The sequence below is a fragment of the Roseibium sp. ROS1 genome (genome assembly GCF_054658215.1).
In genome coordinates, this window is the sequence record NZ_BAAGIG010000003.1 from 790743 (window position 1) to 812268 (window position 21526).

General features: G+C 60.7%; 19 protein-coding genes. 9 read left to right on the forward strand and 10 right to left on the reverse strand.

What is annotated here, in order from left to right; genetic code table 11:
- Nucleotides 1-106 precede the first annotated feature (106 nt).
- From ACYQ6M_RS19780 to ACYQ6M_RS19790, 3 genes are all read right to left on the reverse strand, one after another.
- The gene (locus ACYQ6M_RS19780) at nucleotides 107-904 is read right to left on the reverse strand and encodes a ChbG/HpnK family deacetylase (protein ID WP_055657736.1); all 798 of its coding nucleotides are present in this window, start codon (nucleotides 902-904) and stop codon (nucleotides 107-109) included.
- Between the two features lie 108 nt (nucleotides 905-1012).
- Nucleotides 1013-2512, reverse strand: a complete 1500-nt coding sequence (locus tag ACYQ6M_RS19785; RefSeq protein ID WP_460075140.1) for a glycosyltransferase family 39 protein — start codon at nucleotides 2510-2512, stop codon at nucleotides 1013-1015.
- Nucleotides 2513-2521: 9 nt separating this feature from the next.
- Nucleotides 2522-3676 carry a glycosyltransferase family 2 protein gene (locus ACYQ6M_RS19790; RefSeq protein WP_023002089.1) on the reverse strand — a complete coding sequence of 385 codons (1155 nt, stop codon included), beginning with the start codon at nucleotides 3674-3676 and terminating at the stop codon, nucleotides 2522-2524.
- Nucleotides 3677-4131: 455 nt separating this feature from the next.
- On the opposite strand from ACYQ6M_RS19790, the gene hisS reads away from it, so the two are divergent.
- From hisS to hisG, 3 genes are read left to right on the forward strand one after another with little or no spacing between them, the layout of a single operon-like run.
- Nucleotides 4132-5598 (forward strand): histidine--tRNA ligase, encoded by a 1467-nt coding sequence (gene hisS / locus ACYQ6M_RS19795; RefSeq protein WP_460075143.1) that lies wholly within the window; start codon nucleotides 4132-4134, stop codon nucleotides 5596-5598.
- A 2-nt stretch (nucleotides 5599-5600) separates the two neighbouring features.
- The gene (locus tag ACYQ6M_RS19800) at nucleotides 5601-6755 is read left to right on the forward strand and encodes an ATP phosphoribosyltransferase regulatory subunit (protein ID WP_228866137.1); all 1155 of its coding nucleotides are present in this window, start codon (nucleotides 5601-5603) and stop codon (nucleotides 6753-6755) included.
- Nucleotides 6752-7720 carry an ATP phosphoribosyltransferase gene (gene hisG / locus ACYQ6M_RS19805; RefSeq protein WP_055657728.1) on the forward strand — a complete coding sequence of 323 codons (969 nt, stop codon included), beginning with the start codon at nucleotides 6752-6754 and terminating at the stop codon, nucleotides 7718-7720. The genes ACYQ6M_RS19800 and hisG overlap by 4 nt, the downstream gene beginning before the upstream one ends.
- Nucleotides 7721-7859: 139 nt before the next feature.
- Here the strand turns inward: hisG and ACYQ6M_RS19810 are convergent, their stop codons facing one another.
- Together ACYQ6M_RS19810 and ACYQ6M_RS19815 are read right to left on the reverse strand one after the other, a co-directional pair.
- Entirely contained in the window at nucleotides 7860-8540 is a 681-nt protein-coding gene (locus tag ACYQ6M_RS19810) for a DNA-3-methyladenine glycosylase I (RefSeq protein WP_460075145.1), read from the reverse strand.
- A gap of 144 nt (nucleotides 8541-8684) precedes the next feature.
- Entirely contained in the window at nucleotides 8685-9389 is a 705-nt protein-coding gene (locus tag ACYQ6M_RS19815; RefSeq protein WP_208993393.1) for a protein phosphatase CheZ, read from the reverse strand.
- Nucleotides 9390-9792: 403 nt separating this feature from the next.
- Here ACYQ6M_RS19815 and ACYQ6M_RS19820 point away from each other — a divergent pair, with 403 nt between their 5' ends.
- The 3 genes from ACYQ6M_RS19820 (at nucleotide 9793) to clcA (ending at nucleotide 12967) form a co-directional block, all read left to right on the forward strand.
- Nucleotides 9793-10413: a DUF2927 domain-containing protein gene (locus ACYQ6M_RS19820; RefSeq protein ID WP_460075148.1), complete on the forward strand. Its 621-nt coding sequence runs from the start codon at nucleotides 9793-9795 to the stop codon at nucleotides 10411-10413.
- A 239-nt stretch (nucleotides 10414-10652) separates the two neighbouring features.
- A complete protein-coding gene (locus ACYQ6M_RS19825) occupies nucleotides 10653-11450 on the forward strand; it encodes a L,D-transpeptidase (protein WP_286185318.1) in 798 nt (265 codons plus the stop codon).
- Nucleotides 11451-11605: 155 nt separating this feature from the next.
- Entirely contained in the window at nucleotides 11606-12967 is a 1362-nt protein-coding gene (clcA, locus tag ACYQ6M_RS19830) for a H(+)/Cl(-) exchange transporter ClcA (protein WP_023002097.1), read from the forward strand.
- A gap of 43 nt (nucleotides 12968-13010) precedes the next feature.
- On the opposite strand, the gene glcF is transcribed toward clcA, so the two are convergent.
- Nucleotides 13011-14348 (reverse strand): glycolate oxidase subunit GlcF, encoded by a 1338-nt coding sequence (gene glcF / locus ACYQ6M_RS19835; RefSeq protein ID WP_023002098.1) that lies wholly within the window; start codon nucleotides 14346-14348, stop codon nucleotides 13011-13013.
- A gap of 268 nt (nucleotides 14349-14616) precedes the next feature.
- Here glcF and ACYQ6M_RS19840 point away from each other — a divergent pair, with 268 nt between their 5' ends.
- Nucleotides 14617-15246 (forward strand): hypothetical protein, encoded by a 630-nt coding sequence (locus ACYQ6M_RS19840; protein WP_023002099.1) that lies wholly within the window; start codon nucleotides 14617-14619, stop codon nucleotides 15244-15246.
- Nucleotides 15247-15319: 73 nt separating this feature from the next.
- Here the strand turns inward: ACYQ6M_RS19840 and ACYQ6M_RS19845 are convergent, their stop codons facing one another.
- From ACYQ6M_RS19845 to ACYQ6M_RS19855, 3 genes are read right to left on the reverse strand one after another with little or no spacing between them, the layout of a single operon-like run.
- A complete protein-coding gene (locus ACYQ6M_RS19845; RefSeq protein WP_023002100.1) occupies nucleotides 15320-15679 on the reverse strand; it encodes a DUF4870 family protein in 360 nt (119 codons plus the stop codon).
- A gap of 44 nt (nucleotides 15680-15723) precedes the next feature.
- Entirely contained in the window at nucleotides 15724-16902 is a 1179-nt protein-coding gene (glcE, locus tag ACYQ6M_RS19850; RefSeq protein WP_460075151.1) for a glycolate oxidase subunit GlcE, read from the reverse strand.
- A gap of 22 nt (nucleotides 16903-16924) precedes the next feature.
- A complete protein-coding gene (locus ACYQ6M_RS19855) occupies nucleotides 16925-18406 on the reverse strand; it encodes an FAD-linked oxidase C-terminal domain-containing protein (RefSeq protein WP_023002102.1) in 1482 nt (493 codons plus the stop codon).
- Between the two features lie 170 nt (nucleotides 18407-18576).
- Here ACYQ6M_RS19855 and ACYQ6M_RS19860 point away from each other — a divergent pair, with 170 nt between their 5' ends.
- Both ACYQ6M_RS19860 and ACYQ6M_RS19865 read left to right on the forward strand, forming a co-directional pair.
- Nucleotides 18577-19521, forward strand: coding sequence for a LysR family transcriptional regulator (locus ACYQ6M_RS19860; RefSeq protein WP_077290764.1), 945 nt, complete (start codon nucleotides 18577-18579; stop codon nucleotides 19519-19521).
- Nucleotides 19522-19661: 140 nt separating this feature from the next.
- Nucleotides 19662-20057 carry a c-type cytochrome gene (locus ACYQ6M_RS19865; protein ID WP_460075153.1) on the forward strand — a complete coding sequence of 132 codons (396 nt, stop codon included), beginning with the start codon at nucleotides 19662-19664 and terminating at the stop codon, nucleotides 20055-20057.
- Nucleotides 20058-20169: 112 nt separating this feature from the next.
- On the opposite strand, the gene ACYQ6M_RS19870 is transcribed toward ACYQ6M_RS19865, so the two are convergent.
- Complete coding sequence (locus ACYQ6M_RS19870; RefSeq protein WP_353612647.1) at nucleotides 20170-21501, reverse strand: DUF3422 family protein; 1332 nt, start codon at nucleotides 21499-21501, stop codon at nucleotides 20170-20172.
- Between the last annotated feature and the right edge of the window lie 25 nt (nucleotides 21502-21526).

Here is a 21526-nt window from a genome sequence, read left to right on the forward strand (position 1 = left end):
TTTTCGTTTCACCGTTTCGTCATACCCACTGGTCGATCCGAATTCGCAAGTCCGAAACAAACCTCACAAAAGCCTGACTGCCAGCACCTTAAGCGAAAGTTCGGTGTCAGTTCAGAAAAACGTCCTTCTTCTCCAGCGTCTGAAAGAACCTCTGGCTGGAAAGAACCTCAAACTGGCATTCGCGTATCGCAATCTTCCGGCGCGGTTCGTCCCGCCGCAGGCGATCATCCGAACGGCCGGGAATAGCAGCCACGAAACTGAGATCGCTCATGCCGTCAAAATGGTTATGCAAAAGAGCGTGCAGCGCTTCCTGATCCTCGGTCTCCGGCAAGGGATCCGCCTTGGGAAGCAGCTTCAGGCCGTGCGCCTTGGCAAGCCGTGCCAGACGGACAGCCTTGAGACCTGATTGCACCGGCGAAATCAGCAGTGGCGGTTCGGGATAATCGGCATGCTCGATCGCCTTCAGAACGATCCGCGCAAGGGACGTGCGCTCCAACAGACCTTCACGCACCGCCACGAAATCCGGCTGACGTTTCATCAACACGCTGTAACGGGCAAGCTGAGCCTGGGCTTCCTCCTGCAGAAGCTGGTCCGGCAGTAGCCGCAGCAAGGCACGGCGCTGCAGTTGTTCGCGCGTGAACATCCGGTCGCCATAGATTTCCTGCATGCGGGCGCTGACAGGCGAAACACGATCACCGCTGAAGGCCAAGGTCACCCCGAAGAGTGCCCGTTTGCCGACCTTCTCCGCGGTTTCCTGCAACGGACGGAATTCGCGTGGCCACAGCTCGGTGGCAACCATGGCTCCAAGAGCGCTCAGGCGCCCCCGCTCCACAAGTTCACGCAATGCGCGATCGACCCCGAAGGCAAGGCCGTAGTCCAACGCTCCAAGTGTAATTCGCTTCATGAAATTCCGCAGGCGGACCGGACAATGTGAATATTAAGCCACATCCCTGCGTCATTCAGCCAAGCAAATCAAGTCGGATGTTGGGTGGAGCCGACATCTCCTGCCGGTTCAATTTGGGTCAACCGGCTCGAACACCGGGCCGATACGCCCCTCAACCTTGTAGACGACAAGCTTTTCCAGCGGCACATCTTTAACCTTGCGAGTCAGCTCGGCAACTTCCTCGACGTTGGCAAAGGACTGCCGCAGGTCGCCTTCCCGGTTCCGGCGCTTTTCAGCAACATAGAGCCCCGGCCCGTCGAACAGCGACATGTCAGGCGCAGGCTGCATGACATAGCGGATACGCTCGGTCAGCTGGAACACCGGCAAGTCGTCTTTCATCAGGAAATCGAGCTGGCCGTTGAGGCCGTAGCTGGTCGTTGCCACGAAGCCGGCCCCCTCCCTTTCTGCCAGTTCCTTCACTTCCTGTCCGATCTCCGGCCAACCGCGTAACTGGAAGGTCGGGTCCTTGCGGGCAAAGGTACCCGTCAGCGGCCAGACTGCGTGCAGTTGCACCACGACGGCAACTGCAAGACCAAGGACGACACCGGCTTGTGCCAGACGCTGCCACAGGGCTGGGCTGGCAGGCCGGCTGGTGACAAAGACCGCCGCCATCATGGCAAAAGCGGGAAAAAGCGGTGCCGGCCAGTTGGCCTGCACGCGCGAATGCAAGGAGTGATACCCGAGATAGAGCAGGAACGGCAAAACGGTCAGGAGAAGGAGAGAGGCCGCGTTTTCCCGCGCCCGAAGCCCCTTGAAGAGCCTGGCGGCACCAGCAAACGCCAAAACAGCGATCAGCGGGTTCATCAGCCCGACCAGCGCGCCCAGGAACTCTGGAATATATCTTGCCGTGTAACCGCCGGTGCCAGCCCGGCCGAACTGCTTGTAGAAGCTGACCCATTCGTGGACGTGGTTCCAGTAAAGCACCGGCGAAAAGCAGAGCAGCGCGATCAGTCCACCGGCCCAGAGTTGCCAGCAGCGCCACCAGCGGCGAGCATCCGGCACCCAGATCAGCCACAGGACAATGCCCGCGCCCAGAAACAGGACCGAATATTTGGCAAGCAGGCCGCAACCGGCCATCAGTCCGACCACAAACCACCAGTTGGCGTTTCTGGACGTTGACAGTTCTGTCAGCGCCCACAGGCTCAGGCCCCAGAACAGCACTGACGGTGCGTCGGGTGTTGCCAGAATGCCGCCGATGCCCACCAGCAGGCTGGCGTTGAGGAACAGGACGGACCAGGCCGCGGCAGTGCGTCCGAACAAAAGGGTGGCTGTGCGCCACAGCGCCAGGGAACCGATCACGCCTGAGGCGATGACAAGGGCGCGAACCGCGAAGACCGTGTCACCGAACAGTGCCTGACCGATACCGATCCACCAGCCGATCATAGGCGGATGGTCGTAATAGCTGAGCGCCGGCGAAAGCCCCCAGAGGCGGTAATAGGCTTCGTCCTCGACAAAATGCGAGTGGCTGGCGGCAAAGATTTTCAACGCCGTCAACAGGCCGACAATCAGGATCAGGCCTGCGGGCCGCAGGTAGAAAGGCAAGGATCCGGTCTGAGCTTCAGCGGTCACAACGGGCCTTTACGACTTGCGCCAGGTCAGGGCGGAGCTGGCCGCATAGTTCCAGACAGCCCCCATGATCGCCCCCGCCGTACCGGCGAACCACCAGTAGGATGGATCGGCGTAGATCAGGTTGGCGACACCGACGTTGGCCAGCACGCCGACCGAACAGACCGCGTAGAAGGTCAGGAGGCCGACCAGCGCCCTCATGCCGTTCAAGCGGCGGTCGCGATAGGTCAGCTGGTTGTTGAGAAAGAAGTTCGAAGTCATTGCGACGAAGGACGCCGCCGTCTGGGCGAGGTTGAATTCCATGTCGCTCAGCAGGAACACGCGCAGCGCCGCCAGATGGACGAAGAGGCCGCTTGCCCCCACGAGGCCGAACATCAGGAAACGGACCGAAACGATGTTGCCGAAATATTTCGCGAGCAGCAAACCGAAATAGTCGAGCGTGACCAGCGTATCCAGCTTGCTTTCGCCGTGCTGGCGCTCGCGGAAGGTGAACGGCAGTTCCTTGATCTTCAAGGTACCACCCGCACTGGAGACCAGGTCGAGCAGGATCTTGAAGCCCTGGGGCGAGAGTTTCGGTGCGAGAGCCTCAGCCTTGTCCCGGCGGATCATGAAGAACCCGCTCATCGGATCCTTGAGGGTGACGTTCAGCAGCTTCTGAGCGAGGCCGTTGGCGAGGTTGGAGCCCCAGGCGCGAAAGGACGACAGGCCTTCGCCAATGGTGCCGCCATCGACCTTGCGGCTGGCGACGACCAGGTCCGTCTCGTCTGCCTTCAGGGCGGCCAGCATCTTCGGCAACATGGTCTCGTCGTGCTGCAGGTCCGCATCCATGACGGCGACAAAGGGGGCGGAGGACGCCAGGATGCCCTCTATACAGGCCCCCGACAGGCCCCGACGGCCAATGCGGCGGATGACCCGGACGCGCGCATCGGTCCGGGCAATCTCGCGGGCAACCTCGGTGGTTCCATCGGGCGAATTGTCGTCAACGACGATCGCTTCCCAGGCGATCCCGGCGAGCGCCTCGTCCAGGAGGCCGATCAGGATTGGAATGTTCGCAGCTTCGTTGAAACTCGGCAGGATAACACTGAGTTCAGCGGCCTTCGGCCCTTTCAGAGCCTCGGCCCCAACTTCGCCGGCATTCCCGTCCGCCATGCGCACCGCACTGTCCATACTGAGCCCTGTCCGCCGGTCCCGTGCCTTCCTTGCAGCACCGGGACGGCCCTTTTCACCCGATCCGCGCGGACCATAGCCCGGCAGAGATTAAATACAAGAAAAGACAATGGATGCCCGCACTGCCCGGCCGATTTACCGGCCCAATGTGCTTCACCTGTCTTTCGCAGCTGCACTTCCACTGTTCCTGAAGCGCCCTTTTACCGCGAACTGTGATGCAAACAAGGCACGGACTGCAGAATTGCTTCCCTGTCGCTGGTCCCGCACGACATTCATTGGTTCGCGGCCTGAACCACCGGCTTTCCTCCAGCTGCGATCGAACGAACCGGCAGGATGCTGCACCGCCTTGCCCTTGCGCCTTGTTTCGTCTACGACAGCCGCAATATCAGACAGCCGGATGCGAGAGGTTTCCTTGGGCGCGTCCGGCCGGGAACTCGCCAGGATTCAAGACCTTTATGGCCAAAAAACCGAACAAGCTGAAAGCCCGCCTGCCGCGCGGCTTCGTTGACCGCTCTGCCGAGGACATCCGCGCCACCGACGAGATGCTGGCGAAGATCCGCGCTGTCTATGAGCGTTACGGTTTCGATCCCGTCGAAACCCCTGCCTTTGAATATACCGATTGCCTCGGCAAGTTCCTGCCGGACACCGATCGGCCCAATGCCGGCGTCTTTTCCGTGCAGGACGAAGACGAGCAGTGGATGAGCCTGCGCTACGACCTGACCGCACCGCTGGCCCGCCATGTTTCGGAAAACATCAACGAGATCCAGCTGCCCTATCGCACCTACCGTGCCGGCTGGGTGTTCCGGAACGAAAAGCCCGGGCCGGGCCGCTTCCGCCAGTTCATGCAGTTTGACGCCGACACCGTCGGCGCACCCGGTGTCCAGGCGGATGCCGAAATGTGCATGATGATGTCCGACACGATGGAAGCGCTCGGCATCGCGCGCGGGCAGTATGTGATCCGCGTCAACAACCGAAAGGTCCTGGACGGCGTGCTGGAAAGCATCGGCCTTGGCGGTGAAGAGCACGAAGAACGCCGGCTGACGGTTCTGCGAGCGATCGACAAGCTCGACAAGTTCGGGATTGAAGGCGTTCGTCTGCTGCTGGGCGACGGACGCAAGGACGAGAGCGGCGACTTCACCAAGGGTGCGGAACTAGACCCGGCTGCCATCGACAGCATCGTTGCCTTCGTCTCGGGAACGGGCACGCTTGAGAACGAAGGCATCACCGAGCTCAACACCATGGCGGAAATCTTCTCGGCCTGTGGTTATGGCGAAGACCGGATCAAGATTGATCCGTCCGTCGTGCGCGGTCTGGAATATTACACCGGTACGGTGTTCGAAGCCGAACTCCTGTTCGACGTGACCAACGAGAAGGGCGAAGTCGTCCAGTTCGGGTCTGTCGGCGGTGGTGGCCGTTATGACGGGCTGGTCAAGCGCTTCACCGGACGTGACGTGCCCGCGACGGGCTTTTCCATCGGCGTTTCCCGCCTGATGACAGCGCTGAAGAACCTCGGCAAGCTCGGCACGTCCGACGTTGTCGCGCCGGTGCTGGTCACCGTGATGGACGGCAACGTTGCCGCGCTCGGACGCTACCAGAAGATGGTACAGGACCTGCGCGAGGCCGGTATTCGCGCAGAGATGTACCAGGGCAACTGGAAGAAGTTCGGCAACCAACTGAAATATGCCGACCGGCGCAACTGCCCGATCGCCATCATCCAGGGTTCTGACGAGCGGGAAGCCGGTGAAATCCAGGTCAAGGACCTGATCGAGGGCAAGCGGCTTTCCGAAGAGATAACCGACAACATTACCTGGCGTGAAAGCCGTCCGGCGCAGGTCACCGTCAAGGAGACGGAACTCCTTGCGACCGTGCGCGGCATCCTGGACGGGCAGGCGGAAGACCGCCAGCGCCAGAACGAGGGCTGATCATGAGTGGGGCGGCACAGGTGACCGGACTGGCTCCGGAGAAGATCGAGACGGTTCTTGGCCTCTTCAAGGCCGCGGGCCATGACGAGGTCAGCCCGCCGATCCTGCAACCGGCGGACGTCTTTCTGGATCTCACCGGCGAGGACATCCGACGCCGGCTCTATCTGACCAGCGGTACCGACGGGCTTGATCTGTGCCTGCGCCCCGACTTCACCATTCCTGTTTGCCGTCATCACCTGGCGCAGGACGCCGTCAAGCTTCCGGCCGCCTATTGCTACAACGGCCCGGTGTTCCGCCAGCGGCCGGACGGCCTGGGCGAAATCCCGCAGCTCGGCGCGGAAAGCCTCGGCCGTACGGACACGGCCGAAGCGGATGCGGACCTGCTTGCGCTTTCCGTCAAGGCCCTGGAGGAATTCGGCCTGTCGGACATCGTCATTCGAATTGGCGACGAGACCCTGTTTGCCGCCGTGCTGGAAGGGCTTGACCTGCCGACCGTCTGGCGCCGCCGGCTGCGTGATCTCTTTGGCGAGACCGACCGACTGACCGCCGCGATCACCCGCATGGCCGGAGCCTCCTCCTCCGACGATGACAGCCGCGACGTCCGCCTCGGTTTCCTGTCTGCGCTGGAAGGGGCTGATCCGGAGGCTGCCCATGCGGTCGTCGAGGATCTTCTGTCGATTGCCGGAATTTCCGCCGTCGGCGGACGCACGCCCAGCGAAATCGCAGACAGATTTCTGGAACAGGCCGCCCTTGCCAGCGGTGCCCGCGGCCATGACAAGGCGGCGGAAACACTTTCCGCCTATCTGGCCCTGAAGGCGGATGGCGCCAGCGCCGCCGGAATGCTGCGCGATTTCTCCCGCGATTTCGGCCTTGGCCTGGATACGCCCATCGCCGCCTTCGAACAGCGCCTTGCGGCCCTTGAAGCCAAGGGCATCGATCCCGCCCGGCTGACATTCGCAGCCGAGTTCGGCCGGCGTCTTGATTATTATTCCGGCTTTGTCTTCGAGATCCATGCAGTCAATCCACCCGTGGAAGGCCCGCTGGTCGGCGGCGGGCGCTACGACAAGCTGGTGACCCTTCTTGGGGCCGAAGACGACGTACCGGCCATCGGCTTTTCCATGTGGCTCGACCGGATTGCAGCGAGTGTTAGGTCATGAGCAAACTGATTATCGCCATTCCCTCCAAGGGCCGTCTGCAGGAAAATACGCACGAGTTCTTCGGCCGAGCAGGCTTGAAGGTGGTGCAACCCGGCGGCGCGCGGAACTATCGCGGCGCCATCAAGGGTCTGCCGAACGTCGAGATCGCGTTCCTGTCGGCTTCCGAAATCGCGCGGGAACTTTCCGACGGCACGGTCCATTTCGGGATTACGGGTCTGGATCTGGTGCATGAAAACATCGCCAACCCGGAAAGCACCGTTCACATCGTCACGCCGCTTGGCTTTGGCCCGGCGGATGTGGTGGTTGCCGTGCCGAAAGCCTGGATCGACGTTGAAACGATGGCGGATCTTTCCGATGTCGCTTCCGATTTCCGCAATCGCCATGGCCGCCGTCTGCGTGTTGCGACCAAATACGTCAATCTCACGCGCTCGTTCTTCGCCGGTCACGGCATTGCCGACTACCGCATCGTGGAAAGCGCGGGGGCAACTGAGGGCGCGCCGGCAGCCGGATCCGCGGAACTCATCGTGGACATCACCACGACCGGCTCGACGCTGCAGGCCAACAACCTGAAAATCCTTTCAGATGGTGTGATGCTGAAAAGCCAGGCCAATCTGGTAGCCTCCCTCAACGCCGACTGGTCCGCCACCGCCCTTGGCGCTGCCCGGGCGATCCTCGACCGCGTGGCCGCGGAAGAAGCAGCCCGCAACGTCAAGCTGGTCAAGGCCGTGGTTGCCGACCGCACACAGGCCCTTCGATCTGTCAGCAAGGTTGGCGCTCTTCAGCGTTTTTCCGAAGTCGATGACCTGCACCACGTCAGCGTCTTGTGCCCCAGGGACGCGGTTGCCGACTGCGCCCAGCTGTTGATCGAAGAAGGCGCGGAAACGGTTACCGTCGAAACGCTCGACTATGTGTTTTCCAAGGAAAACCGACTGTTTTCGCCGCTGAAGGCGAAGGTGAACGGGTAAGCACACAGCAGCGTTTCCGAGCCGCGTGATATGATTTCGGACGTTGTTTTTTCGGCTTCGCCGAATACCCCCTTCCCTAACCCTTCCCCACAAGGGGGAAGGGAATCCAGCCGAGTAACTCGTCAGGCCCCAGTCACCTTCAGCGCCTCACAGGACGCTTGAATGCCTTGCGTGCGGCTTCAACGCTTTCCCGGCAGCAGCAGCCTTCCAGGTGGTCGTTGACCATGCCCATGGATTGCATGAAGGCATAGACGGTCGTCGGGCCGACAAAGCTCCAGCCGCGTTTCTTGAGATCCTTGGAGAGTTCGGTGCTTTCGACCGTCTTGCCCAGGATCTTTGCCGTGGCGAAGTCCAGCTTCTCAGGCCGGTTTTCCGGTTTCGGCTCAAATGACCAGAAGTATGCGGCAAGCGTGCCGAACTCCTGCCTCAACTCCAGTGCCCGCCGGGCGTTGTTGATGGTGGATTCGATCTTGCGTCGGTGACGGACAATGCCGCTGTCCTGCAGACAGCGTTCGACATCCGCCTCGGTAAATTCTGCCACCCGTTCAAATTCGAAATTGGCGAAAGCTGCCCGGAAGGCGTCGCGCTTGCGCAGGATGGTCAGCCAGGACAGGCCCGACTGGAACCCTTCCAGGCAGATTTTCTCAAAAAGCCGCCTGTCCTCGTCAACCGGCCAGCCCCACTCCGTATCGTGATAGCGCTGGTAGTCCTCCAGACCGCCATGCCACCAGCAGCGGTTCCTGTCGTCCTCGCCCAGCAGCAGACCTGTTACCGGATCGCGTTCCGCTTTTGCCGTTTCCGCCGGTTTCTGCTCTGCCATACGCCACCTTGATATTCACTGTTTGTTCCCATCTTGGTACCCTCCCCGATACCTTGAAGCAACCCGAAATGCGAGCCCGGCTTCAAAAACAAAAAACCCGGCCAAGCCGGCCGGGTTTCGAATTTTAAAGGCTAGAGACCCTTCTCAGGCAAACAGAGCGTCGATATCGTCCTGGGTCGCCACATCGATGTCGCTTTCCAGCGCGGGACCATTGAGAAGGGCAGCGTCGCCCTCCTTCAGTTCGCGCTGTTCGACTTCGATATCCTTGAAGGTTTCGATGCCACCCCAGATATCCATCATCTGCATGATGCGGTCTTCGACGAACCGCAGCGTCGAGACCACCTTGGTGATGCGCTGGCCGGTCAGATCCTGGAAGTTACAGGCTTCGAAGATCTGGATGACCTTGTCCTGGATGTCGTTTGCAAGTTCGGCGTCTTCCTTGCCAAGTCGCGCGGACAGCGTGTTGGCGGTCTCGTCGATGAACTCGGCAGACGCCAGGATCGTTTCGGTCGCCCCTTCCGTTCCGATCACCACGGCGTCAAGCTCGTTGGTGACCCGGGTCATCTCCTCGCCCTTGGAACCAGTGGTGTGATGCAGCGTCGCGATCTCGCGCTTTGTCTGGGCGATTGCCTCGTAGATGGCGTCGAGTTCAACCTTCAGCTTGGCGGCCTCGGACAGTTCCTTGCGGAATTCGGCCATGAACTTTGCGCTCATGGCTTCCGGATCAAGCGGTGCCTGTTGGTCCGGTCCGCTTTTCAGCATGGATTTGAGGCTGGCGATCTCTGCCAGGACTTCCTGGTGACGACGTTCTTCGGCATAGGCGGGGTTCTCGTTTGCCCCGGAATTCATGCGTATCAAGCTTTCCGCTCGAAAGGATCTTTTCACCGCGGCCATGCCTACTCCCGTTCCCCGCCCCTGCAGGCTTTCTTAAATCGCAATACCGACCCTTATAGCGCGGGAAGTTTAAAGAATTGTTTTTTCAATGCTTGGCGCGCCTTACGGCATAATTTGGTGTTTGGTAACGGTTTCTTGGCTTTCCTCGCGGCGGCGCTTTGGTTATCCTCGCGCAGATTGACAACGAACTGCTGCGCGCATGATCAGGCATGACCCTCAGGCCAATGTGGCTGCAAACGGTGCTTTGACCTAGATGAATTTCCTGCGCATCCTTTTGACCTGCCTGCTCTTTCTTACGGCCTCGATCACGCTGAGTTCCCCTTCGGGCGCAAACGATTCCTTTTCAACGGAAGAGCTGTTGGAAGGATTCGAGAAGACCGTATTCGGGCTGGAGTACCGCAGCTGGAGCTGGCGTCCCTATCTGGTCAAGAAGTTCACCACCCCGGTCCTGTTCTACGTCCATAACCTGTCCGCGCGCGACAGGACACAGACGGTCCATCGCTTCATAAAGGAAATCGACAACCGCATTGGCGGATTGACGACCGGCGTCACGAACGATCCGGCCAAGGCGAATTTCGAGATCTATGTGGTCGACCGGGCTCAGTACGAACCGGTGGTGAAGAAGGACATCTACAAGAACGAACATGCCCGGGTTCCAGGCAGATGCCTTGTTCGTGTCGTTTCCGGCCGCAAGGGCATCAAGCGCTCGGCGGCAGTCATCGTTTCCGACGAAGGCGAATTTCTTTTCAAGCGTTGTCTTGTCGAGGAACTTCTGCAGGGGCTGGGGCCGATGAACGACGACGAGCAGCTCACCCATTCGGTGTTTAACGATTCCTCGCGCCACAGCCGCTTTACGGTGTTCGACCAGATCATTTTGAACATGCTTTACGATCCGCGTATCAAACCGGGCATGTCGATGCAGCAGACCCGGCCGATCCTGCCCTTGGTGGCGCGCGATGCCAGAAGGCGTGTGCGTTAACCAAGGAATCGCGGAAAGCTTTGTCTTTTCAAACCACCTTCAAAGGTTAATCCGGCGACGACCGAAGCGCCTAGGATTTCATTAAGCCTGTTCCTCAACCAACAACTAACCATAAGAAAAGATTACCTGATTTCCGTGCGCCGGATTCATCTTTGCAACAGCCTGAGCTGCTTATCATCCTTGCCAATCCGTTAACCGGCGGCTGTAAAAGGCCGCTGAACGTGGTCGATGACAAGTTGATGAGTACTGCCATGTTGCTGCTGCGAAATATGTTTCCCAAGGCTATCGCGTTTGCCGGTGTCCTGGTTCTTTCCACCGGCCTTTCCGGCACTCCGGCAACCGCGGGCCAGGTCTCGCCACCGCCGCTCGTGCTCAGCCCGAACCTGACAGAGCCCTGGATGCTGCAACTGCAGCCCCAGGTCCAGCGGCGCTCTACGGCGCAGCGCTACCAGTTCAAGCAGCAACGTGTGCAACGGCCACGTGTCCAGCAGCAACAGCCGCAGGTGCGCCGCGCCAACTGGTGGTCTCCCCGCCAGCAGCCGGTCCGTCAGCAGCCGCAACGCCAGGCACGAGCCCCGCAGTCGCGGCAGATTGCACCGCAGTTCCTGCCGACCATCGTGAACTATGACGGCCCGCACAAGGCCGGTACGATCGTGATCGATACCAACGAACGCTTCCTCTATCTGGTTCAGAGCGACGGCACCGCGCGGCGCTATGGTGTCGGCGTCGGCAAGCCCGGTTTCGAATGGGCCGGCACTCACAAGGTCACCCGCAAGGCGGAGTGGCCGGACTGGCGCCCGCCAGCGGAAATGCGCAAGCGTCGTCCCGACCTGCCGACCTTCATGGCCGGCGGACCGGACAACCCGCTCGGCGCACGTGCCATGTATCTCGGGTCCACCCTTTACCGCATCCACGGCTCCAACCAGCCCTGGACCATCGGCCACGCGGTCTCCTCCGGCTGCATCCGCATGCGCAACGAAGACGTCATGGATCTCTACGAACGGGTCAAGGTCGGCACCACGGTGCACGTGATCTGACGAAGTTTTCCGCTTTCCGGCAAACGGAACACAGACGCGCGGCTCTGCCGCGCGTTTTTGTTGCCGGCACCTGCTTTTCTTTGCAGTCTGACGTCACGACAGGTCGAATCGCCGGCCTAGAGCAGTCTCCCTAAAGTCTCTTTCAGGACCGCGGCATGAAAGCCCCCCACATCTCCTTTTCGGTTCGATCGGATGCCGCCTATTTTCTCAAGGCGACGCTGGTCGGCATTCTGGTTGGCGGTCTGGCAACCGGATTTCACACCGGTCTCGATTTCCTATTCTCCCGTTATGCGGCACTGCGGCTGGCTCTTGGCCCGGGATACATGCCTTATGTCGTATCCATGGCCATTTCGGCAGCCTGCGTCACGGGAGCCTTTCTGCTCATCAGGCGGGTTGCCCCGGAAGCGGCAGGCAGCGGGATCCAGGAAATCGAAGGGGCCATGGAAGACAAACGGCCGCTGCATTGGCCGCGCGTCCTGTTCGCCAAGTTTTTCGGCGGTCTGCTGGCGCTTGGGTCAGGGCTTGTGCTCGGCCGGGAAGGTCCCACCATCCACATGGGTGCGATGACCGCCGAGGCCCTGTCGCGGTCGCAGGACCTTTCGCCCGATGATCACAAGGGTCTGCTGGCGGCCGGCGCAGCCGCGGGACTGGCCGCCGCGTTCAATGCCCCCCTGGCCGCGATCCTGTTCATTGTCGAGGAAACCCGCCGACAGTTTCCCTTCGGCTATCGCACCTACATGGCCGTCATCATCGCATCGATCCTGAGTGCGGCCATCACCGAACAGCTGACCCATATCGGCCCGCCCCTGCAGGTGGATGTCGGCTATGTTCCGGTCTGGAGCTTCGCGCTGCTGGCGGTTCTGGGGGTTTTCCTCGGCGCGCTTGGCGTTTTCTTCAACCGGGCGCTGATCACGGTCATGGATCTCTTCCTGAAGATCCCCTCCGGCTTGCGCTGGGTCCCGGCGCTTGTCATCGGTGCGGTAACAGGCCTGCTGCTCAACGCCCTTCCCGCGGCGACCGGCGGCGGCGAAGAACTGGTCCACAACCTCATTCTGTCGAACTATGGCGTGATCACGTTGCTGGTGCTGACGCTCCTGCGTTTCGGCGGGGTGCTGTTTTCCTACGCGTCCGGTGTTCCCGGCGGCATCTTTGCGCCGATGCTGTCCATCGCGACCTGTGCCGGCCTCGCCTTCGGTGTCGCGTCGGCCGAATTCCTGCCGGTGGAAGACGATTTCCGCAGCGCCTGTGCCGTTGCCGCCATGGGCGGCTTCTTCGCAGCGTCTGTGCGCGCACCACTTGTCGGTGTTGTGCTGGTCATGGAACTGACCGGCGCCTATTCGCTGATCATGCCGGTATTGATCACCTGTACGACGGCATCACTGACGGCACACCACATGGGTGGTCGCCCCATCTACGAGGAATTGCTGGAACGCACGTTGCGGCTGGCCGGACAGCCTGTGGACGGCCCTCCGGACGGAGACAAGACACCGGTTCAGCTGGGCACACGGGAGAGCTGACGGGCTGCAAACAAGCCCGCGAGCCACTTGTCACGCTGTCCGGCTATTCCGCTGCCTGGCGCTGCTGAAGTACCGGCGTCAAGCTGTCGGGCTGAGGGCCGCCATAGACCCAGTCGAGCAGTTCCGCCGTGTGCAGGATCGGAATTTCCGTACCAAGACCGATCTGCGTCATGCAACCGATGTTGCCGGTCGCGATCACGTCCGGCCGGGTCTTTTCGATATTGGCAACCTTGCGGTCGCGCAGGCGGCGCGCAATCTCCGGCTGGAGAATGTTGTAGGTGCCGGCAGAGCCGCAGCAAAGGTGGCCTTCGGGAACGTCCTTGACGGCAAAGCCTGCAGCCTTCAGGAGATCCTTCGGCTGCCGGGTGATCTTCTGGCCGTGCTGCATGGAACAGGCGGAATGATAGGCAACCGTCAGGCCGGGCTTCATCGGCGGCTCACCGAGATCGACACCTGTCAGGAACTCGGTCACGTCCTTTGCAAGGGCTGACACCCGGGCCGCCTTTTCGGCATAGGCCGGATCGTCCTTCAGCATGAAGCCGTAGTCCTTGATTGTGGTGCCGCAACCGGATGCCGTGATCAGGACAGCATCCAGCCCTTCGCCCTCGGCTTCCTTCATCCAGACATCGACGTTGCGACGGGCGTTTTCCAGCGACGCCTCTTCCTTGCCCATGTGATGAACAAGCGCGCCGCAGCAGACTTCCCCCTTCGGCATTACGATCTCGTACCCGGCCCTGCGCAAGAGCCGGATGGTCGCATCGTTGATGCCGGGGTTGAGCACAGGCTGGGCGCAGCCGCTGAGGAGTGCAACACGCCCCTTGCGTTTGGGGCTTTCGGCCGCAAAGACCCCCGGTCCTTCCAGCTGGCCGCGGCCCGGCGCCTTTGCCGGGGCCAGTTCCAGCATGGCGCCCATTCGGGCAAGCGGGCCGCCCATCATCTTCAGCAGCCCGGCGAAGGGCCGGCCGAAATAGGCGCCGATCAGCGCCAGCCGGAACCGTTTCGGATAGGGCAAGACAAACGCAAGGACCGAGCGCATCAGGCGGTCGGCAAACGGTCGCTTGTAGGTCTTCTCGATGTGGATGCGTGCGTGATCGACCAGATGCATGTAGTGCACGCCGGACGGACAGGTGGTCATGCAGGCAAGGCAGGACAGGCATCTGTCGATATGCTTGACGATGGTTTTGTCTGCTGGACGGTCGTTTTCCAGCATGTCCTTGATCAGGTAAATCCGGCCTCGAGGGCTGTCGAGCTCATCTCCAAGCAGTGTGAAGGTCGGGCACGTGGCCGTACAGAAACCGCAGTGCACGCATTTGCGCAGGATCTTCTCCGACGCTGCAACGTGACTGTCCTTGAGCTGCTCTGCGGTGAAATTTGTCTGCATTGCTCCCCGTATCCCTCAATGACCCGTCGTTGCGGGTTTCTCCTTCCGAGCGAGGCGGATCGTACGGTCAGAAGGAAAGCGGCACAAGGCACCTTTGTGGCACAACGGTTTTGCCGACACGGACTTTCTGCCTCACCACCTCCCCCTTCCCTGAACGGACAGATGGAACATGAACCCGGGATAAACAGTGCACTCAGAACCGGTTCAACCGGGTCTGCCCAAGTTCCGAAGCGTGGGCGAAAGAAATGCCAACCAAGGAATTGATTTGATGATTAAGACGATTTCAAAAACTGCCGTTCTGACCGCTGTTCTCGCCAGTGTCGCAACCGGAGCCATGGCCAAGGACTGGATCGAGAAAGTGGAAGTCAAGCGCGACGGCATCGACGTCATTCCCGTCGAGGTGAAGGCCAACGCCTACAATTACACCAAGATCAAGTCCGGCAATCACCGGTTCCTGCTGCGCCTGTCGGCAAAGGCGACGAATGGCGAGCGGATTGTTGCCATGAAGGTCGGGTCCTTCAAGAACGTGCTTTACTTCGAAGGGGACGGCAACCTTTGGAGCAAGAGCTTCCAGAACCGCGACGTCGGCGCGGGTACGAAGCGCTCGGTTTCCATTTCCTACACGCCGGTTATCCCGATGGCGAAGGTCAAGTGGCAGGGCTGGGATCCGGTTCAGGCCTGCTCGCTCAACCTGGACAAGGTTCTTAAAAGCGGCATGAAGAAGTCGGTCGCGCTCAGCAAGACCTGGACGGTGTCCGCCAAGGCCTATTTCGAGCTGGACGCTGTGGCCGCGAAGAAGAACAAGGCCGAAAAGAACAAGTGGTCGTTCAAGAACACCACGCATCAGCGCGATGGTTATGGTTACGACGTGACGGTGAAGTGCCTGCCGGCGCAATGACGTTCGCCGCACCGGCAGCCTGGTAAAGGTTCATGGCCCGTGCCGCGCCTTGCGGACGGGCCTTGCCCTCTTGTCAGAACATCCAGGTTTCCGGGTTGGGCACAGGCTCGTTACGGCCTGCGAGCTGAAGCCCCTTGATGCAGCGGACGATCATCCAGATCAGCACGGCAATCAGCATCAGGAAGCCGATCAGGATCAGGGTCAAAAGACCACTGACGATGCCGAACAGCAGCCCGATCCAGAAAGTGCGGATCTGATAGGTGTAGTGACTATCAACCCAGGCCGAGCCCTTGCCCCGATTGAGATAGGCAAAGATGACACCGACAATGGCGGTGAACGGCACGATGATATTTGCCAGATAAAGAATATAGATGAGCGTGGCGTTCTTGCCGCCTGGCTCCATGTAGCCTGAAACGTCGGACTGTTGATCCATGAAGGCACTCCGTTGGAAATGCGTGTGACAATTATGGCCTCACACTACACACCACTGACCATTTTTCCAGGATTTAGAATGCCTTTCGGGTCGAACTGTTCCTTCAGGCGGCGAGACAGTGCCGCGAGCGGAGCAGGCTGCGGGTGAAACACCGGCACATTGGACCGCTGGGACGCATCGGCCCGCACAAGTGTTGCGTGACCGCCGCCGACGGCATCGACCGCAGCCCTGATTTCCGCCTCATGCAGGCTGCCATCCAGACACGAGAGCCAGACAAGGCCGCCGCTCCAGTCATAATAGGCCTGAAGCTCGAACGCCTCCCTCAGGCTGGCAACCAGTTGCGGCCCTGCGGTCGGGGCAACGGAAAGCCGCCAGACCGGGGTTTCACCACCCGCGTAGGGTTTGACATCCCGGATCGTCTGCCAGAGAGCGCCTGTTTCCGATGCCTCCAGTCGCGACGGCGTGCCATAGGTGCCAAGCAAGGCCTGCAGGGTCTTGAAGCGGTAATCCACCGAGGTCGAGAATCCTTCCAGGCGCAATACGGTTGAGCTGCTGCCGCCGTTCACCCCCGCAGGCAAATGGGCCGCGCCAGACACTTCCGCCGACGATCCCATGGCCTTGCACAATGCCTTGATGCCATCGTCGTCATCGAGCCCGGAAAGCACGAACGTTGCAGAGGTCTCCGGCTTGGGATTGACCTTCAGCGTCACGGTCGTTGCAACGGCAAGCGTGCCATATGCGCCGCACAGAGCCCGCGGCAGGTCATATCCGGTGACGTTCTTGACCACCTTGCCGCCGGAATTGAAGATCTCGCCGCGCCCGGACACCGCCTCCATGCCCAGCACATGATCGCGAGCAGCCCCGGCCTTGATCCGGCGGGGGCCTGAAAGATTGGCTGCAAGCACGCCGCCGATTGTCCCCTGTGCCGGCGTGACGCCAAGGAGCGGGCCGAAGTCCATCGGCTCGAACGAAAGCTCCTGACCGTTGTCGTCGACCAGCTTTTCCACTTCGGCAATTGGCGTACCCGCCTTGACCGTCAGCACCAGTTCCGCAGGTTCATAGCTCTCGACCCCGGTCAAACCCGACAGGTCCAGCACATGAGCGGCCTGCACAGGGCGTCCGAGCGTTCGTTTCGAGCCCTGACCGATGATTTCCAGCGGCTGGTCTTCGGCAGCGGCCCAGGCCACCACCTTTTCCACGTCGCTGGTGTTTCGCGGTTTCATTGTCGCGTCCATGCCCCTACCCTCAGAACCGCGGAATATCTGGAAAGGGCAACTGGCCCTTGTGTACATGCATCTTGCCAAGCTCGGCGCAGCGGTGCAGCACCGGAAAAACCTTGCCCGGATTGAGAAGATGCTTCTGGTCGAAAGCGCATTTGACCCGTTGCTGCTGCTTCAGGTCCGCTTCGGAGAACATGTCTGTCATCAGATCGCGTTTTTCGATGCCGACACCGTGTTCGCCGGTCAGAACGCCGCCAACCTCAACGCAAAGCCGAAGAATATCGGCTCCAAAGGCCTCCGCCGCATCGAGTTCACCCGGCTTGTTGGCGTCGTAAAGGATGAGCGGGTGCAGGTTGCCATCACCGGCGTGAAAGACATTGGCAACGCCCAACCCGTGCTTTTCGGCCAGCTCCCGCATGCGGGCCAGCACCTTCGGCAGTTCGCGGCGCGGGATGGTGCCGTCCATGCACAGGTAGTCCGGGGAAATGCGGCCCACCGCCGGGAACGCGGCCTTGCGGCCGGCCCAGAAGGTCATACGCTCTTCCTCGCTTTCGGAAATGCGCACGTGGCTGGCCTGGTTGGCCCTGGCGATTTCCTCGACACGGCCGATCAGGTAATCGACCTCGCGCTCCGGCCCATCCAGTTCCACGATCAGCAAGGCCTCGACATCACGCGGATAACCTGCGTTGACGAAATCCTCCGCCGCGTGGATGGCGGGCTTGTCCATCATCTCCATTCCGCCTGGAATGATGCCGGCGGCGATAATATCGGCCACACAGCGCCCCCCGTCCTCGCTGGTCGGAAAGCCGATCAGGAGCGCCCGCGCCGTTTCAGGCTTTTGCAGGATCCGCACGGTGACTTCGGTGACGACGCCGAGCAGGCCTTCCGAACCGGTCATCAGCGCCAGCAGGTCATAGCCCTCGCTGTCCAGATGCTTGCCGCCGAGGCGAATGACCTCGCCTGTGACAAGCACCATTTCAAGGCCGAGAACGTTGTTGGTGGTCAGGCCGTATTTCAGGCAGTGCACACCACCGGAGTTCTCCGCGATGTTGCCACCGATGGAACAGGCGATTTGCGACGAGGGATCCGGCGCGTAGTAGAAGCCCTCGTGCTCGACCGCACGTGTAATGCCCAGATTGGTGACACCCGGCTGAACGACAACGGCCCGGTTGTCATAGTCGATATCGAGCACGCGGTTGAACTTCATCATCGACAGCAGAACGCCGTCTTCCAGAGGCAGCGCGCCGCCGGAAAGCGAGGTGCCCGCCCCGCGTGGCACGACCTTCACGTCATTGTCATGACAGTATTTCAGAACCTTCGATACCTGCTCGACCGTCTCCGGCAGGACGACGATCAGTGGCAGCTGGCGATAAGCCGTCAGCGCATCGGTCTCATAGGCGCGCATCTCGCGTTCGTCATGGATTACCCCTTCTCCGGGCACAATCGCCTGAAGCGCGCTCAGGATTTCCTGGCGGCGGGCCAATACGGCCTGATCTGGCGCGGGCATCGCAATGGCGGTCACGAAATGAACTCCTTCTACTTTTTAATACGTTGATCCAGTTGAATTGGTCCTACGTAACATGAGATGGCAGTGAATTACCCTTGCTTAAGTGTGGCAAGGTTCGCGCCCGAGGAAAACGACCGGCAAATACTAATTGTCTTTCTGAGAGATTGAAAATGAGCAATCTGACCGACATGGAGATTTTCGCAAGGGTGGTAAGCGCCGGCAGCATGTCGGCAGCCGGCCGCGAAATGAGCCTGTCGCCCGCAGTCGTCTCCAAACGCATCCGGCGTCTGGAAGAAAAACTCGGTACCAGACTGCTGCAACGGACCACTCGCCAGATCGCCATGACGGAGGCCGGACAGGGCTTTTACGAGCGCGTTGTGGCCATTCTTGCCTCCGTGGAAGAAGCCGAATCATTTGTCTCGCGCGGCTCGGCCAAGGCACGCGGCAACCTGAAGGTGGCCGTTCCGACGTCCTTCGGCCGGCTTCACATTGCTCCTCACCTTGGCAAGTTCCTGGCAGAAAACACCGATCTTTCAGTCAATCTCGATCTTTCCGACGATTTTGTCGATATCGTCGGTGACGGCTATGACCTTGCCATCCGCATTGCGGAGCTCTCTGATTCCAGTCTTGTCGCCCGGCGACTTGCACCGGTCCACCGCGTCCTTTGCGCAAGCCCGACCTATCTCGAAAAATACGGCACTCCGCAAAGCATCGAGGATCTTGTCGCAAACCATGTGACCATTGCCGCAACCAACCAGGACCCTTGGCGGCTCGCCGGTCCGGACGGGATCGAGACCGTCCGCACGCAGGCGCCGGTCAAGACCAACTCAAACGAGGTCGTGCGCGAATGCCTGTTGGCCGGCGTCGGCGTTGCGCTTCGATCGACCTGGGACGTCGGTCCGGAGTTGCGTGAAGGCAAACTGCAAATTCTTCTGCCCGAGTACCGGGCCTCCAAGGATGTCGGGCTTTATGCCGTTTACCCCAGCCGCCAGTTTTTGCCGGCCAAGGTGCGTGTCTTTATCGACTTCCTTGCCGGGCTCTATGGCTCGTCGCCCTATTGGGACCATGGGCTTGAGGACTGGTTACGCCTGCCGAGCAACGCCCGCGCGGGCTGACATTCCATCCGAACGCCAAACGATCCCAGTTGGCGATCGCAGCTTGGCATGCGGGATGCGACGGTCCGTCACTTGCATCAAGGCCTGACATCCTGTTCTGTTGACGGGGGTTTTGAACACCCAAACCGAGGGAGATATACATGCAGCGACTGCTGATGATCGCCGGAACCGCGCTTCTGGCCCTGACCGTTCAGGCAAGCGCCGAAGGCGACCCTGCCAAGGGTGAGAAAGTATTCAAGAAATGCGCCGCTTGCCATGCGGTTGGACCCGAAGCCAAAAACAAGGTCGGTCCGGAACTGAACGGCATTGTCGGCCGGGCATGGGGCGCGGTTGACGGCTACAAGTATTCCGCCAACCTGCTCGAATTGTCCGATGGCAAGGTGTGGGACGAGGAGACGCTTGACGTTTACCTGACCAAGCCGAAGGATCTGATTCCGAAAGGCAAGATGGCTTTTGCCGGCCTGAAGAAGGAAGACGACCGCGCCAACGTGATCGCCTATTTGAACCAGTACAACGAAGACGGTTCGAGCAAGTAAGCACTGCTCGCCGACTGACGACAAAAGGCCGGGTTTACCCGGCCTTTTTTTCTCTGGTGAAGCCTCTCGTCAGTCATCCCGGACGCAGCGAAGCGCGCTGCCATTTACGTCTTCAATGCTCTCCGTGTTGCTGACGGATGCGCTTGACGGTCCACCAGATCACCAGCACGACCAGCGGCACGGATATGCCGGTCATCAGGTTGGAGTCAGGCAGAGGCAAGCCGGTTTCCTTGGCGGCTTTCGCCAGATAGGAAATCAGACCGACGACGTAGTAGCTCACCGCGGCAACGGACAGGCCTTCGACGGTCTGCTGCAGGCGGAGTTGCAGATGGGCACGCCGGTTCATGGATTCCAGCAGCGAACGGTTCTGCTCTTCCAGTTCGACGTCGACCCGCGTGCGCAGGAGCGTGGTTGCCCGCGCCAGTTTGCGCGAGAGCATCGCCTGACGGTCTTCGATCGCCTGGCAGGTGCGCATGGCCGGGGCAAGCCGGCGGACGAGGAAGGACGCCATTGAAAGTTCGCCGGGGGCAGCCTCTTCACGCAAGGTTTCCAGCCGTGCCCGGACGATCTGGTCATATGCGCGGCTCGCGCCGAACCGAAACGTGCTGGCGGTTGCCCCCGCTTCCAGAGCAGCGGCAAGGCCGCTCAGTTTGTCCAGAAGCTCCTGGTTGGCGCCGAGCGCGGAGGTCTCCTGCATCTGGCCGGTCAGTTCTGCAAGCTCGATCTCGAAACGCCTGATATCCGGCTGAAGTCTGGTTGCCTCGAACAGGCCCAGCATGGCCAGCGTTCGATAGGTCTCGACCTCGAGAAGCCGCTGGACAACGGCGCCGGACTGAACGTCGCTCAAGGTCCGGTTGCAGACCAGGAGCCGCGTGAGCCCATCGCCATCCTGCCGGAAGTCGGTCGCCACCATGGCAGCGCCGTCTTCAAGATTGGAAACCGTCAGGCTGGCTTCATCGAACTGGCTTCGCCATTCCTTGCCTTCATCACCACCGCGCAATTCCAGCCGGACGGCTACCAGCAGATCGCCGGGCGCCCGAAACGCAGCGCCAAAGGGGTGCTTGATCGGCACCTGCCCGAAAATCGTTTGTTCGTGGGCGCTACCATCCCAGGTGTAGGTGGTGAATTCCGCGTGCTGTTCCCAGCTCAAGGTGCCGCCGCCGAAATTGACGGTGTGATGACGGGCTCCGGGCGCAGGGCCGTGGCCACCGCGGGAAATGCAGAACTCTGACAGCCAGGCATGATCTCTGGCGGCTTCCTCAGCATCTGTCAGGAAAGCGTAGTGGAGCACTGTCCGCGGACAGGGCAGCGGACGAAACGGCCGCGCATGAACCTCCCCCAACACCTTTTCCCGCAAGGGAGATGTGCGAAAGGCAGGAAAGGTGGACCCGTTTTCTGATCCCTGATCCAAGGAGCAACCCCGACTTTGGAAATGTTCTGTCAATTCTACATTCCGCTAAGGCAATGCC

Excerpts from the sequence above, each read along its gene's own strand:
- ACYQ6M_RS19815 (WP_208993393.1), bottom strand. The coding sequence starts at position 9,389 with ATGAATTCCGGGGCAAACGAGAACCCCGCCTATGCCGAAGAACGTCGT.
- ACYQ6M_RS19845 (WP_023002100.1), bottom strand. The coding sequence starts at position 15,679 with ATGGATCAACAGTCCGACGTTTCAGGCTACATGGAGCCAGGCGGCAAG.
- glcE (WP_460075151.1), bottom strand. The coding sequence starts at position 16,902 with ATGAAACCGCGAAACACCAGCGACGTGGAAAAGGTGGTGGCCTGGGCC.
- ACYQ6M_RS19855 (WP_023002102.1), bottom strand. The coding sequence starts at position 18,406 with ATGCCCGCGCCAGATCAGGCCGTATTGGCCCGCCGCCAGGAAATCCTG.
- ACYQ6M_RS19840 (WP_023002099.1), top strand. The coding sequence starts at position 14,617 with ATGATTAAGACGATTTCAAAAACTGCCGTTCTGACCGCTGTTCTCGCC.
- ACYQ6M_RS19825 (WP_286185318.1), top strand. The coding sequence starts at position 10,653 with ATGAGTACTGCCATGTTGCTGCTGCGAAATATGTTTCCCAAGGCTATC.
- clcA (WP_023002097.1), top strand. The coding sequence starts at position 11,606 with ATGAAAGCCCCCCACATCTCCTTTTCGGTTCGATCGGATGCCGCCTAT.
- hisS (WP_460075143.1), top strand. The coding sequence starts at position 4,132 with ATGGCCAAAAAACCGAACAAGCTGAAAGCCCGCCTGCCGCGCGGCTTC.
- ACYQ6M_RS19810 (WP_460075145.1), bottom strand. The coding sequence starts at position 8,540 with ATGGCAGAGCAGAAACCGGCGGAAACGGCAAAAGCGGAACGCGATCCG.
- ACYQ6M_RS19800 (WP_228866137.1), top strand. The coding sequence starts at position 5,601 with ATGAGTGGGGCGGCACAGGTGACCGGACTGGCTCCGGAGAAGATCGAG.
- hisG (WP_055657728.1), top strand. The coding sequence starts at position 6,752 with ATGAGCAAACTGATTATCGCCATTCCCTCCAAGGGCCGTCTGCAGGAA.
- ACYQ6M_RS19865 (WP_460075153.1), top strand. The coding sequence starts at position 19,662 with ATGCAGCGACTGCTGATGATCGCCGGAACCGCGCTTCTGGCCCTGACC.
- glcF (WP_023002098.1), bottom strand. The coding sequence starts at position 14,348 with ATGCAGACAAATTTCACCGCAGAGCAGCTCAAGGACAGTCACGTTGCA.
- ACYQ6M_RS19780 (WP_055657736.1), bottom strand. The coding sequence starts at position 904 with ATGAAGCGAATTACACTTGGAGCGTTGGACTACGGCCTTGCCTTCGGG.
- ACYQ6M_RS19860 (WP_077290764.1), top strand. The coding sequence starts at position 18,577 with ATGAGCAATCTGACCGACATGGAGATTTTCGCAAGGGTGGTAAGCGCC.
- ACYQ6M_RS19790 (WP_023002089.1), bottom strand. The coding sequence starts at position 3,676 with ATGGACAGTGCGGTGCGCATGGCGGACGGGAATGCCGGCGAAGTTGGG.